This window comes from Oscillibacter valericigenes (assembly GCF_016902445.1).
In the GTDB taxonomy this organism is placed as follows: domain Bacteria; phylum Bacillota; class Clostridia; order Oscillospirales; family Oscillospiraceae; genus Oscillibacter; species Oscillibacter avistercoris.
This window is the reverse complement of record NZ_JACSNX010000005.1, coordinates 72,772-85,874: the sequence shown is the minus strand read 5'-3', so window position 1 is coordinate 85,874 and position 13,103 is coordinate 72,772. Positions and strand designations below refer to the sequence as shown.

Here is a 13,103-nt window from a genome sequence, read left to right as displayed (position 1 = left end):
GTCCCTTGTTGTCGGCAAACATCAGTTCTGCCATCCAGTCCCCCAAAATCAGGCCACCGCTCTTAGAACTGTTCCAGACGATCCTTTGCTTCTGGTAATTCATGTATCATCACTAAAGTTTTGTGCAGGGCGCTCTGCCTCATCTTGAACAATTTTTTCCGATATTGCTCCGACAAGACCAAGCCCTAACAAATCCTCACTAAAGGCTGTGCTCTTCATCCCCATAAACGCCAAAAAGTTTTCCCATATCATTTGCCTTCCAAATAGTATAGTGGTTGTGAAGATATGATATTTTATCATACATACGGTCCGATAAACGGGGCTATTCTGCATAACCTGGTTGTCTTGCCACAGCCGTTTTGTTTCGGTACAATAGGAGCAGGGCAACATAGAGCGGCAATTTTTCCAAATAGGAGGCTTGGATGACTCTGTGCGTACAGTTTCAATAGACGGCAAAGCGGTATCTGTCTTTCTTGGCAACAAGCCTGGCATTCCAGCGATCTACCTAAACACATACTCAGACGAGGGGCAGAAGATATATGAGGCGGCGCAGGCGGTTGGCTGCCCGCCGTTCAATTTGGTGACCGTCAGCGACTTGGCTTGGAGCCACGACATGGCTCCCTGGGACAGCCCAGCGGCGTTTAAGAACGGGGAGTCCTTCACCGGCGGGGCGAATGATTACCTGCGGCTGCTGGTGAAGGAAATCATACCCAGGGCAGAAAAAGAGTTGGCCGGTCCTCCGGCATGGCGGGGGATCGCTGGATACTCGCTGGCCGGGCTATTCGCCCTGTACGCCATCTACCGGACGGATGTGTTCTCGCGGGTGGGGTGTATGTCTGGATCCCTGTGGTTTCCTGGTTTCAAAGAGTACATCTTCTCCCACGAGCCGAAGCGCCGGCCGGACTGCATCTATTTCTCCCTGGGGGACAGGGAGGCCAAGACACGCAATCCAGTCCTGAAAACAGTTCAGGAAAATACAGAGGAGATTCAGACTTTTTACCAGAACAAAGGCATCGACACGGTTTTCCAATTGAATCCCGGAAATCACTTCGTCCAGGGGATTGAACGGACAGCGGCAGGCATCCAGTGGCTGCTGAACAGATAGACCGCAGGCCTTTTATTCTTTGAATAGGCGTGTGAAAAACTGATATGCTTACTGTTGAGAAAAGACTTGCTTAACCGCTGCGGCAGAGGTACAATACCCAAAACCCAGAGTCGCGAAAAAACGCTTCCAAGCCGGGACTGGCAGGCATCTGCCGCCCCTGGTCAGGAAGCGTTTTTGACCCCATATTTGACCACAGTCAGGACCGGAACACGTGGAAACAGCGGATTTAAGAGCGTCAAAAAATATTTGATACCGAGCGGAAAATGCCGGAAAGCACTACAAATCGCCACAAAAAATTTGATTCAAGCGTTTGGGAACAAGACGCCAAAAGTTCGATCCTTCCCAGCCTTATCTGAAATCACGAATCATAGATAGGGAGGACCCTACCACATATGGCGCGGCAAATCCTGATGCGGCTAGTACCAGAGTTCTTGCTGTTTTTCCTGAAAGATGTATAATAAAAGCGTGACAAAAGAGCGACGAAGATCGCTTGCGGCCGATGCATGGACCTGCGCTTCAGAAGTGCCAATCCGCGGCAAAGGTCGTACACCTTCCGTTATGGCGATCAGCTTGCTGGGATGGGAAAATATTGATTTTATGCCGCTGCGCATTGCCTGCGCTGCGGACGGGGAGGAGCGATCGATTTGCATACAGAAGAATGCCTGATCTGCAAGGCACCGCTGGAATACCTGGTCCAGGACGAGCTTATGGAGTGCGCCATCTGCCACAAAAAGGAGCCCAGCAAGACCCGGTGCGTGGGCGGCCACTATGTGTGCAGTGACTGCCACACCCAGGGCATGGACACCATCTTCGGCCTGTGCCTGGCTGAGACCTCCGCCGACCCCGCCGCCATCCTCCGGCGGATGATGGACCTGCCCTTCTGTCATATGCACGGCCCGGAGCACCATGTGCTGGTGGGGGCGGCGCTGCTCACCGCCTACCAAAACGCCGGGGGCCGGCTGGACCTGGAGAGCGCCCTCCGGGAGATGTACAGCCGGGGCAAGGCCGTCCCCGGCGGGGCCTGCGGCTTCTGGGGCGCCTGCGGGGCGGGGATCAGCGCGGGGCAGTTCCTGGCCATCGCCACGGCGTCCACGCCCCTGGCGGAGGAGCCCTGGGGGCTGAGCAACCAGATGACCGCCCTGGCCCTGGACCGCATCGGCAAAGTGGGCGGCCCCCGGTGCTGCAAGCGGGACGCCTGGCTGGCGGTCCTGGCCGCCGTGGACTTCGTCCGGGAGCACCTGGGGGTGGAGATGGAGCGGAGCGTGCCTGTCTGCACCTACAGCGCCCGGAACGGCCAGTGCATCGGCAGGCGCTGCCCCTTCTCAGCGGCAACGTGAAAGGGCCTCAAAACGAACACCGCCCGGAGCTTCTGGAACACCAGAGACTCCGGGCGGTGCTTTTCTCGCAGGATCTGCTCCATGGATCTTCCCTTCATTCAACCACCGGTTCAATGACAGCGCCTCCGTTCAGGTTTATGATGGACACAAGATCAAACCGGACAAGGAGGACATGAGATGAACCTGAAAGAGGCTTTTCGCTTCCAGAACAGACTGCAGTCCCTGATGGAAGAGGCCCAGTCCATTCTGGGCTGTGACGCCAACATCACCCGGGTGCAGAACACCTATCTGCGAAAAAAGGTCATGAAGAACTTTGAGAACGAGACCACGGTGGAGGCGCCCCGCACCGAGTACAGTGAGCAGATCACCACTGTGGCGGAGTTCCTGCTGTACCTGCTGAGGGAACGGGAGAAGCTGACCGTGGCCATCTGCCGGGCCAAAGCGGGGCTGGACCTGCCGGCCGGGCTGGACGGCGAGGTGAGCCTGAACGCCCGGCGGCAGGAGATCGCCAGGCTGCTGCGCCACATGGCGGGGCTGCGCAGCTCTGAGGTGGTGCTGCCCAATGGCGGCACCGGCTACTGCTTCAACAACGAGGGCAACCAGGTGTCCTACCGCTGCGACGTGAAGCGGGTCACCACCATCCACTTTGACCGGAACAAGATCCGCAGAATGTGCGCGGAGCTGAGCCGGAAGGCGGACGCCGTGTCGTCGGCGCTGGATACCGTCCTGATCACCACCCGGGTGGACTACGCCCCGCCGTTTGACGTGAATGACACCTTTGCAGAGGCCTTCGGCGCCTTCTCCGGCGATTGACCCGACGTTCGGAGACTGCCCATCCGGCGGCTGTGGATGCGGCAGGGAAGGGGGAGACGCAGCGGCCGGTTCAGGTGCAGACGAACGATGGTGCTGCACATTTGACGACTGCGCAGCCTGCGCACTGTATGGAGGATCCAACCGGTCATGAAAACCGGCCCGGTCTTGAAATACCGGGAGAGACCCCTCATCGACTTCCTCAGCGCTCCTCGCGGCGGCGACCTGCGCCATGACGCCGATCCGACCACCCACCCTGTCACACGCACATCTCCATGATCGGCCCGCCCGAACGGACGGGCGAACGACAGAAGCTGCCCTCTGGGGCAGAGCCCGCGACGCAGAACGGCAGCCGCCCCTTCGGGGCGCGCCGGAGGCGGAGCGGAAAATGGCCTATGCGGTCTTTCGTTTCTGCCGCATCCACGGCCGCCGGATGAACGAGCCTCTGAAAAGCGATGAGCAGCAGGCATCTGCCTGCTGCTCACAAACGATCATATGCAGTTTCGGCCTTGCTGAAACCAAGATCTCATCCATGGGGACCTCCAGCAGCGCTCCCAGGGCGTACAGGTTGTCCACGGAGGGCAGGCTTTTTCCCTTCTGCCACTTGTAGATGGCCTGGGGTTCCTCAAACCCGAAGTAGGCCTGAAGATCCCGGACCGACAGGCCCCGCTGGATGCGCAGGCGGACGATGTTCGCTCCTGTGGCCACAGGGTCGATCACCGGAAATGCCTTCTGATACATGAAGATCGCCTCCATCAGTCAAATTTCCCGACCGGGGATCTCAGAATAGCGGAATGGGGACAAAAAGGCAAGGGTTCCGGGGAAATTGTAATGGAACTGTCATAATTTGGGCCGGTCGGGCGCCGTGCAGACCGCCGGCTTCAGCGCACAGGGCAGCTCCAGGATGAACCGGCTGCCGCCTGCGGCGCGCTCCTCCATGCGGACCGTGCCGCCGTGCGCCTCTGCGATCGCCTGCACCAGCGCAAGCCCCATGCCGGCACCGCCCTGCTGGCGGGTGCGGGCATCGTCCACACGGAAGAAGGGCTCAAAGATCCGGCGGCGGAGGTCCGGCGGAATGCCGGGGCCCTGGTCGGAGACGTCCAGCCGGAAGCGGCCGTCTGCCAGATGGCCGGAGACGCGGACCGTGCCGGCGGCGGGGCTGTACTTCACAGCGTTCTCCAGCAGATTGAACACGGCCCGGTGGAGCAGCCGTTCGTTTCCCGGCAGGACGCAGGGAGAGATGTCGGTCTGGATGGAGACGTCCCGGGCGGCGGCCGACAGTGCGGCCTCGCCTGCGGCGTCCCGGATCAGCGCATCCATGGAGACTTGTGCGGCGCGCTCCGCAGCCTCCGGGTTGGTCAGCTCCAACAGGCTTTCCACCAGGGCGGAGAGGCGGTCGACCTCGCCCTCCATGATCTGGAGAAAGTCCCGCGTGGCTTCCGGACCAAAGTCCCGCTTTTTTTGGAACAGCCCGATCCGCGTCTTCAGGATCGCCAGCGGGGTACGGAACTCATGGGCTGCGTTGTGGGAGAAATTCTTCTGCATCACAAAGACCTGATTCAGCCGCCGGGACATCTGGTTGAACGCGCGGGCCAGCTCGGCCACCTCGTCCCCGCTGTCCGGGACGGCCAGGGGCCGGCCCAGATCCTCCGCTGCGCGCCCGCGGATCTGGCGGGCCAGCTCGTCCAGCGGGTCCAGCGCCTTTCCCACCAGCCGGTAGATGAGGAACAGGCCGGCGGCCAGGACTGCGGCCATGGCCAGCAGACTCTGGAGATGGAAAATCCCTCTGGCCTGTCGGACGGTCTCGCTGGCCTCCAGTTCCATCATGGGCAGACTGGCAGTTGCGCCTGCCGCCGCATCCTGGGCCGGGAGGACGGGCACGGCCTGCATGGCGTCGGCCATCTGGATGGCCGACAGATTATTGGTCAGGGTCAGCAGGAGGCAGCAGAGCGTGAGCAGGGCCGCACAGAGCAGGGTGAGCCGCAGGCGCAGGGACATGGGCTTTTTCATACATGTTCCTCCCCGGCCAGGCGGTAGCCCTGGCCTATCTTGGTCTGGATCGGATCATAGCCCAGCCGCTCCCGCAGCTTTTTCCGCAGGGAGGAGATGTGCATCCGCACCGCGTTGCTGAAGGGGTTGGCGTCCGCCTCCCAAATGTGCTCCATCAGCGCCTCCTGGCTGAGCCACCGCCCCTGGCAGAGCATCAGCTGCTCCAGAATGGCAAACTCCCGGGGCGTCAGGGGGAGGGGCTCCCCGCGGACGGAGATCTCCCGGGCCACGGTGTCCAGGGCCAGCGGTCCCGCCTGCACCAGGGGCGCCCGGGGGACGAACTCCCGGCGCAGCAGGGTGCGCACCCGGGCTTCCAATTCTTCCAGGGCGAAGGGCTTCGTCAGGTAGTCATCCGCCCCCAGGTCCAGCCCGGCCACCTTGTCCGAGAGCTGTGCCCGGGCGGAGAGGATCAGCACCCGCAGCTTCGGCTGCTCTGACCGGATGCGCCGCAGCAGCTCCAGTCCGTCCATGCCCGGCAGGTTCAGGTCCAGGATCACCAGGTCATAGGGCTCCACGAACAGCCGCTCATGGGCGTCCGCACCGTCATAGCAGCGGTCCACCGTGTATTTTTCCAGCTCCAGATCCTCCGCGATCCCGTCGCACAGGAGGCGCTCGTCCTCCACCACCAAAATCCGCATCTGTTCCACCGCCTTTTCCAAGTGGAACTATGATAGCATATTCCGATAAATTTTTCATCAAGGCGGTCTTGACAGAAACTTTATATTCCCGGTGCTACAATGCCTCCTGTTCCAATTCTGCCGCAGAGGCGGCAAGGAGGTCATGACGATGCACAATGAGATCAGACAGCGGCTGGCAGCCCTTGGACTGGCTGCGGCCATGGGGGTGTCCCTGTCCGCCTGCGGGGGATCGCAGCCCGGACTGGAAGAGGTGGAACAGGCCATCGAGGCCGGCACCCTCACCATCGAGGACGCCCTGGACAAGGGCTGGATCGACCAGGCGTGGGTGGATGCCTACCAGGAGGAGAACAGTGTGCCCGCCGCCAGCAAAATGGAGACCAACATGGTGGGCGACTTTACCACCACGACCCTGTCCGGTGAGGAGTTCACCCAGGAGCAGCTGGGGAACGTGGTCTTTTTCGCATTTCTGGACCCCAACGCGGAGGGAACGCAGACCTTTTATGATGCGCTGGCGGAGGGCTATGACGGCGTGGTGGAAAACGGCGCCGACATCGTGGTGTGCACCAAGAGCGAGAGCGGAAACGAGCTCTTCGCTGAGGCACCCTTCCCGGTGATCCTCTACAACGACTCTCTGAAAGCGGCCATCGGCGGAAACAGCGGCATGGTGGAGGACGAGGAAACGCCCAACACCGCCTCCTGGTATGTGAACGGATCCTTCCTCTCCGCCTGGTATTCCAGCGTGGATGCCGAAGAGCTGCCCGCGTCCGCCGCTGCCTTTGTGGAGATGAGCCGGGAGCCGGCCTTTGAGGGCGGAGACGGCAGTGGAGCCGCCGCCATGGTGCCCATGGGCTGATATGAGAAAGGCGACGATCTGCTGCCTGGCGGCCGCGCTGCTGCTGATCGGCCTGGGCCTGTGGCGGGGAGAGGCAGACGTGGTGCTGCACAAGGGCATCAACTTATGTTTGGAGTGTGTGGGCATTGGGTAACAACAGACACCGCTGGAAGATCCAGCTGGGGGCGACCCTGGCCTCCAACCCTTTTCTGATGAATTTCCTCCACGGAAAGATTTTCCGGGGCGGGCTGAAGGCCGCCTGCGTTCCGGGGCTGAACTGCTACTCCTGCCCGGCGGCGGCCGCATCCTGCCCCATCGGGGCCCTGCAGGCGGTGATCGGCTCCTCCAGGTTCCAGGCCGCCTACTATGTGGCGGGCTTCCTCATTCTGGCAGGCGTGCTGCTGGGCCGGGCGGTGTGCGGCTTTCTGTGCCCCTTCGGGTGGTTCCAGGAACTGCTCCACAAGCTCCCCACCAGGAAGTTCAGCACCCGGCGGCTTCATATCCTGACCTGGCTGAAATACGGGGTCCTGGCGCTCTTCGTCATCGTCCTGCCCATGACGATAGTCAACGAGGTGGGGATGGGGGACCCGTTCTTCTGTAAGTACCTCTGTCCCGCCGGCATTCTGGAGGGCGGTATTCCCCTGGCCTTCGCCGATGCCAGCATCCGGGCCAGCCTGGGCGGACTGTTCACCTGGAAGAGCTGCATCCTGCTGGGGGTGGTCACGCTGGCGGTTTTTTGCTACCGCCCCTTCTGCAAGTGGATCTGCCCCCTGGGGGCGCTCTACGGCCTGTTCAACCGGGTCTCCGTCTGCCGTTTGGAGATCGACGCCGTCAAATGCACTGCCTGCGGGGCATGCAGCCAGGCGTGCAGAATGGATGTGGAGGTGTTCCGCACCCCCAATCACAGCGAGTGCATCCGGTGCGGGGACTGTGCGGCAGCCTGCCCCCATGGGGCCATCACCAGGACATTTTCCCTGAAAACTGCGCAGAAAACAAAGGAGACGATCACATGAAACGAGTTTTGGCTTTATTGGTATCCGCGGCGCTGATGGCCGCTGCCCTGACCGGCTGCGGCTCCGGCGGAGAGGACGCGCTGGTGTCCAGGACCGCTTTCCCGGAGTTTGATGAGGTGGACATGGAGGGAACTGCAGTCACCAGCGAGATCTTCGCCGATTACGATGCCACTATCGTCAATTTCTGGAGCAACGGCTGCGGCAGCTGCATCGCCGAGATGCCGGAGCTGGAGGAGCTGTACCAGGAGCTTCAGGAGCGGAACATCAACCTCATCGGCGTGGGCACCGACTCCGGCGAGAGCCGGGAACAGTTGGACACCGCACGGGAGATCCTGCGGGAGAAGGGGGTGACCTACATCAACATTTCACCGGATCCGGAGGGCGCCTTTTACCAGGACTTTGTCGCGGAGCTTTCCACGTATCCAACCACCTGCATCGTGGACCGGGCGGGAAATATCGTGGGGGCGGACATCGTCGGCAATGTGAAAAAGCAGCTGGATACTGTGGAGGCACGGCTGGACCTGATCCTGGCGGAGCAGGACACGTGAATCAGGCAGGCGGCGGGAGGACCCCGCCGCCTGTTGGCGTTTTGAGAGACCGCCGGGTGCTGGGCCGGAAGATCCGGCCTGCGGGGCCGCTCAGACAGCGTAGCGCAGCCAGACGGCGCCGCTGTCGAATTTCCGGACGTCAGTCAGGTGCAGCAGGGTCACCGGATGGTCCATGGCCCTGCCGTCGAACACCGCCGGCATGCCGCCCCTGCCGTCGATGCCGGCGCCGATCAGGATGCTGACCTCATCCAGCAGCCCGGCATCCAGGAATGCGGTGTTGATGGCGGAGCCGCCCACAATGGCCATGCGCTCTACGCCGAACTCCGCCGCCAGGATCTCTGCGGCCCGGGCCAGATCGATCCGCTCCTCGCCCACGGCGATCCAGGAGATGCTCCGGCTGTCCAGATCGGCCAGGTACTCCCTGGGCACCTGCTGGCTGGTGAGGATCAGCAGGGGCTTTTCCGCCTCTCCGGCGTCCGGCCACAGGAGCCTGCCGTGGGTATCCACAACGATTTCGTAGCCGGGGGCGCCGGCCTTTTTGGAAAAGGCCTCCCTGCCTACCGGCGTGGGATCCTTGGCCTGAAAGGTGCCGGGCAGGGCCATCTCCAGCTGCGCGGTCACCCGGCCGGTGACGGTGGTGGGGACGCTCAGCGCCTCCAGGGTCTGGTAGTAGTCGTCCACACCGGGCAGATGCTCCGTCATGGCGCAGTCGATGCGGCCATCCAGGGAGATCATCATGTGGCAGATGATATACGGTTTCTTCATGCCTGTTTTTCCTCCTTGTCAGTTTGCGCTTTACGGGGTCACTTCAGGTAGGTCCGGAAAAAATTCTGGATCTTGTCAAAGGGGATGATGTCCAGGTCGTCATACAGGTCCGTGTGCACGGCGCCGGGGATGATCATCAGCTCCTTGTTCTCCGGGCTCGGGTTCCCCTTCATCATGTGGGCATAGGCATCCCGGCCCATGTAGCAGGAGTGGGCCTTCTCCCCGTGGATGATGAGGACAGCGGAGCGGATCTCATTGGTATATTGGAGGATGGGCTGATTCAGGAAGGACAGGGTGCCGATGGTGTTCCAGCCCTCGTTGGAGTTCAGGGAGCGGGGATGGTAGGCCCGGCCCTTGTAGTATTCGCTGTAGTCCTTCACATAGAAGGGGACGTCCTCCGGCACGGGCAGGGGCAGGCAGCCGCCGGCGCGGCCGTAGTCGCCGCTGCGGCAGATGGCAGTCCGGGCGGCGCTGCAGCTCTCACGAACCTGATGGCGGGCCTCCTCGCTGTCGGCGGCGTCGAAATAGCCCTTGGCGGCGATGCGGCTCATATCGTACATGGTGGAGACCACGGTGGCCTTGATCCGGGTGTCGATGGCTGCGGTATTCAGCGCCAGTCCGCCCCAGCCGCAGATGCCCAGGATGCCGATGCGGTCCGGATCCACGTTGCCCTGGACGGAGAGAAAGTCTACCGCCGCCTGGAAGTCCTCGGTGTTGATGTCCGGGGAGGCGGTGTACCGGGGCTCGCCGCCGCTCTCACCGGTGAAGGAGGGGTCGAAGGCGACGGTGAGGAAGCCCCGCTCCGCCAGGGTCTGGGCGTAGAGGCCGGAGCACTGCTCCTTCACCGCCCCAAAGGGGCCGCAGACAGCCACAGCAGGCAGCCTGCCTTGGGCGCCCTTCGGCGTGTACTGGTCCGCCGCCAGGGTGAGGCCGTAGCGGTTGAGGAAGGTGACCTTTCTGTGGTCCACACGGTCGCTCTGGGGGAAGGTCTTGTCCCACTCCTGGGACAGATGAAGTTCGGCGGGTTTCAGCATGGATGAGATTCCTCCTGACAAATGAATGGGATGGGTTTGGCTGCCGGTTCGAGTTGACAGACAGTGTCATCTCTGGTATGATCCCATCATAAAACCTAAACCTGACTTTAGGTCAAGTGCTTTTTGGGAGGTTTTCAACATGTTTACGATTGGTCAGGTATCGGAGATGTTCCGCATCCCCATCTCCACCCTCCGCTACTATGACAAGGAGGGACTGTTCCCCAACATGGAACGTGCCTCCGGCATCCGCCGGTTCGGTGAGACGGAGCTGGAGGCCCTCCGGGTCATTGAGTGCCTGAAGCAGTCCGGCCTGGAGATCCGGGACATCAGGCGGTTCATGCAGTGGTGCTGTGAGGGCAGCGGGACCTATCCCCAGCGGAAGGCCCTGTTCGAGCATCAGCGCCGGGTGGTGGAGGGACAGATCCGCCGGCTGGAGAGGACGCTGGCCATGATCGACTTCAAATGCTGGTACTATGGACAGGCCATCCGGGACGGCAGCGAAGACCGGATCCGCGCCATGATGCCGGACCATCTTCCGCCGGAGATCCAGAAGCTCTATGACGACGCCCGGGATCCCGGACAGGTGACGGGCTCGCCGGAAGAGACCGCATGATCTGCGCGGCCTGCCCCGCGCCCTCCCGCAAAAGCGGGAGGGCGCGGGAGATCTGCGTTCCGGCCTTCTATGCAGGATGCCCCACTGAACGGGCGGATCTCCGGCGGATTTCATCTAAAACACCGCCTTGACTTTGCCTGTCGCTGCCGCTATAATTTTGCCGCAAGTCCCGCCCGGCCGCCCCGCGGCAAGCGGCAGGACAAGATGAGATCCTTTTCGACAGGAGTTCCAAACTGCTATGAGAGCCGGTTCTTCATACAGCCTTTTTGACGCGGAGAGCATCTGGTCCATCCTGATGCGGATCGCGCCGCCGGTGATGCTCGCCCAGCTGATCCAGGCCATGTACAATATCGTGGACAGCTACTTTGTGGGCCAGTTTTCCAATGACGGCCTGACGGCGCTCTCCATCGTCTATCCGGTCCAGCTGATCGTCACGGCCATCGCGGTGGGCACCGGCGTCGGTGTCAACACGCTGATGTCCCGTTATGACGGGCAGGGCAACCACCATTTGGCTGACCGGACTGCCGGGACCGGCACGGTCCTGGCCCTTGTCAGCTGGCTGGTGTTTGCCGCCGCCAGCGGACTGCTGATGAGGCCGTTTGCCGCCGCCTCCACGGAATCCGCCGCGGTGGCCGAGTATGCCGTCACCTACGGCCTGATCGTCTGCGTCGGCAGCCTGGGAGTGTTTCTGGAGAGCACCTGGAGCAAGGTCCATCAGGCCAGGGGGAATATGCGCCTGCCGATGTTGGCCCAGATCGCCGGCGCCGCCACGAATATCGTGCTGGACCCGATCCTGATCTTCGGCCTGGGGCCGGTGCCGGCGCTGGGCGTGGCCGGCGCGGCCTATGCCACGGTGGCGGGGCAGGTGCTGGCGGCGGTCATCGTCTCCTCCGGCCTTCGGCGTCCGCCTGCCGCACGGGTGTTCTTGTCCTACGCGGCCAGGATCTACCGGCTGGGGTATCCCTCTATCTTCATGCAGATGCTGTTCACCGTGTACATCATGGCCCTGAACATGATCCTGGCCGGGTTCTCCGACGCCGCTGTGACGGTGCTTGGCCTGTACTACAAGGTGCAGTCCTTCTTCTTCATCCCGCTGTCCGGCCTGCAGACCTGCATCGTGCCCCTGCTGAGCTATACCTATGCCAAGGGCGCCTATCCCCGCTGCCGCCAGGTGGTGAAGAACTCCGTCCTGCTGGCCATGTCCTTCATGCTGGTGGGCATCGCCTGCTTTGAGCTGATCCCGGCCCAGCTGCTGGGGATCTTCACGGCCGACCCCCTGGTGCTGGAGATCGGCGTGCCTGCCTTCCATATCATCGGCGTCAGCTTCCTGCCTGCTGTGATCTCCCTGATCCTGCCGGTATTTTTCCAGGCCATCGGAGCGGCGCTGCCCAGCGTCCTCCTCTCCCTGACCCGGCAGATCTTCTGCCTGATCCCTGTTTTCTGGGCATTTTCCAAGGTCGGCCTGGACTATACCTGGCTGGCGTTTCCCATTGCGGAGACTGTTACCGGCACGCTGGGCCTGTTCTTTTACATCCACCGCATCCGCATCTGGGACCGCTACAAGGGCGCTGTCCTCAAACCTGAACGCAAAGGAGCCGCTGCTATGAAAATGATCACCGCCATCATCAACAAACGGGATACCGGCGAGGTGTGCGCAGCCCTGACGGAGGCCGGGTACTACTTCACCCGCATGGCCTCCACCGGCGGATTCCTCACCGGAGGAAACACCACGCTGCTGATCGGCACGGAGGAGGACCGGGTGTCCCAGGTCGTCGCCATCATCCGCCAGCACTGCTCCCGCCGGACGGAGAAGATCTCCTCCAATGTGCAGCTGGCGACTCCGTCCGCAGCCTATCCCACAGAGGTCACCGTGGGCGGCGCCACGCTGTTCGTCTCCGATGTGACGCAGTTCGAAAAGATCTGACCGTGACAAAGATCCCGCCCCGGCCGGGGCGGGATCTTTGTCATTGCGGAGGGACAGGGCCTCCGGATGGGGGAGCTTTCGGGCATGCGGCGCCTGCAGCGGGGCAGACCGCAGGCAGGGAGACCGCTCAGTCCCCGACGGCGCCGGAATGGATCACTTTGCCCATGTTCCAGAGGCTGGCCACCTGTTTGGCGGCGGCCAGGCGCTCTTCCGGGGAGGAGAAGGGCAGCTCGGCGGTCCGGCAGCCGCAGTCCAGACAGGCCACATACAGGCACCAGCCCTCTTCTTCCTCGATCAGGCCGGGGCCATGGCACAGAGGGCAGTCCTGCAGGTCGATATCATGATAGAGTTCCACGGTTCAGTCTCCTTTTTTTGATGTCAGCTCAGTATATCACATTTCCGCCCCGCAGGCAACCCGCCGGACCGCAGCGCGGC

Annotated in this window: 16 protein-coding genes; 9 read left to right on the top strand and 7 right to left on the bottom strand. The window is 62.1% G+C overall.

Annotation, left to right across the window (positions count from 1 at the left end):
- Positions 1-99: 99 nt before the first annotated feature.
- On the bottom strand, positions 100-252 hold the full coding sequence (locus H9X91_RS05800; RefSeq protein ID WP_204803471.1) for a hypothetical protein: 153 nt from the start codon (positions 250-252) through the stop codon (positions 100-102).
- A 178-nt stretch (positions 253-430) separates the two neighbouring features.
- Between H9X91_RS05800 and H9X91_RS05795 the strand changes: the two genes are divergently transcribed.
- From H9X91_RS05795 to H9X91_RS05785, 3 genes are all read left to right on the top strand, one after another.
- Positions 431-1,105, top strand: a complete 675-nt coding sequence (locus tag H9X91_RS05795) for an alpha/beta hydrolase-fold protein (protein WP_204803469.1) — start codon at positions 431-433, stop codon at positions 1,103-1,105.
- A gap of 644 nt (positions 1,106-1,749) precedes the next feature.
- Complete coding sequence (locus tag H9X91_RS05790) at positions 1,750-2,442, top strand: DUF5714 domain-containing protein (protein WP_207752450.1); 693 nt, start codon at positions 1,750-1,752, stop codon at positions 2,440-2,442.
- Between the two features lie 177 nt (positions 2,443-2,619).
- Positions 2,620-3,255, top strand: coding sequence for a hypothetical protein (locus H9X91_RS05785; RefSeq protein WP_204803466.1), 636 nt, complete (start codon positions 2,620-2,622; stop codon positions 3,253-3,255).
- 390 nt (positions 3,256-3,645) lie between these two features.
- On the opposite strand, the gene H9X91_RS14700 is transcribed toward H9X91_RS05785, so the two are convergent.
- The 3 genes from H9X91_RS14700 to H9X91_RS05770 form a co-directional block, all read right to left on the bottom strand.
- Positions 3,646-3,993, bottom strand: a complete 348-nt coding sequence (locus H9X91_RS14700; RefSeq protein WP_338111950.1) for a helix-turn-helix domain-containing protein — start codon at positions 3,991-3,993, stop codon at positions 3,646-3,648.
- Positions 3,994-4,092: 99 nt separating this feature from the next.
- Positions 4,093-5,262, bottom strand: a complete 1,170-nt coding sequence (locus tag H9X91_RS05775; RefSeq protein WP_204803461.1) for a sensor histidine kinase — start codon at positions 5,260-5,262, stop codon at positions 4,093-4,095.
- Positions 5,259-5,939 carry a response regulator transcription factor gene (locus H9X91_RS05770; RefSeq protein ID WP_204803459.1) on the bottom strand — a complete coding sequence of 227 codons (681 nt, stop codon included), beginning with the start codon at positions 5,937-5,939 and terminating at the stop codon, positions 5,259-5,261. Before H9X91_RS05770 ends, H9X91_RS05775 begins: the two co-directional genes overlap by 4 nt.
- 142 nt (positions 5,940-6,081) lie before the next feature.
- On the opposite strand from H9X91_RS05770, the gene H9X91_RS05765 reads away from it, so the two are divergent.
- From H9X91_RS05765 to H9X91_RS05755, 4 genes are read left to right on the top strand one after another with little or no spacing between them, the layout of a single operon-like run.
- Positions 6,082-6,792: a hypothetical protein gene (locus H9X91_RS05765; protein ID WP_204803456.1), complete on the top strand. Its 711-nt coding sequence runs from the start codon at positions 6,082-6,084 to the stop codon at positions 6,790-6,792.
- A 1-nt stretch (position 6,793) separates the two neighbouring features.
- Positions 6,794-6,925, top strand: coding sequence for a CD1871A family CXXC motif-containing protein (locus H9X91_RS14585; RefSeq protein WP_275552513.1), 132 nt, complete (start codon positions 6,794-6,796; stop codon positions 6,923-6,925).
- Entirely contained in the window at positions 6,918-7,784 is an 867-nt protein-coding gene (locus H9X91_RS05760) for a 4Fe-4S binding protein (protein ID WP_243414443.1), read from the top strand. The genes H9X91_RS14585 and H9X91_RS05760 overlap by 8 nt, the downstream gene beginning before the upstream one ends.
- Positions 7,781-8,332 (top strand): TlpA family protein disulfide reductase, encoded by a 552-nt coding sequence (locus H9X91_RS05755; RefSeq protein WP_204803454.1) that lies wholly within the window; start codon positions 7,781-7,783, stop codon positions 8,330-8,332. The genes H9X91_RS05760 and H9X91_RS05755 overlap by 4 nt, the downstream gene beginning before the upstream one ends.
- Positions 8,333-8,422: 90 nt before the next feature.
- On the opposite strand, the gene H9X91_RS05750 is transcribed toward H9X91_RS05755, so the two are convergent.
- Both H9X91_RS05750 and H9X91_RS05745 read right to left on the bottom strand, forming a co-directional pair.
- Entirely contained in the window at positions 8,423-9,097 is a 675-nt protein-coding gene (locus H9X91_RS05750) for a dihydrofolate reductase family protein (protein ID WP_204803453.1), read from the bottom strand.
- A 38-nt stretch (positions 9,098-9,135) separates the two neighbouring features.
- The gene (locus H9X91_RS05745) at positions 9,136-10,128 is read right to left on the bottom strand and encodes an alpha/beta hydrolase (RefSeq protein ID WP_338111951.1); all 993 of its coding nucleotides are present in this window, start codon (positions 10,126-10,128) and stop codon (positions 9,136-9,138) included.
- 142 nt (positions 10,129-10,270) lie between these two features.
- Between H9X91_RS05745 and H9X91_RS05740 the strand changes: the two genes are divergently transcribed.
- Positions 10,271-10,744, top strand: a complete 474-nt coding sequence (locus tag H9X91_RS05740) for a MerR family transcriptional regulator (RefSeq protein ID WP_204803451.1) — start codon at positions 10,271-10,273, stop codon at positions 10,742-10,744.
- Positions 10,745-10,982: 238 nt separating this feature from the next.
- Positions 10,983-12,668, top strand: coding sequence for a cyclic-di-AMP receptor (locus H9X91_RS05735; RefSeq protein WP_204803450.1), 1,686 nt, complete (start codon positions 10,983-10,985; stop codon positions 12,666-12,668).
- Positions 12,669-12,795: 127 nt separating this feature from the next.
- On the opposite strand, the gene H9X91_RS05730 is transcribed toward H9X91_RS05735, so the two are convergent.
- On the bottom strand, positions 12,796-13,023 hold the full coding sequence (locus H9X91_RS05730) for a Lar family restriction alleviation protein (RefSeq protein ID WP_204803449.1): 228 nt from the start codon (positions 13,021-13,023) through the stop codon (positions 12,796-12,798).
- Positions 13,024-13,103 lie beyond the last annotated feature (80 nt).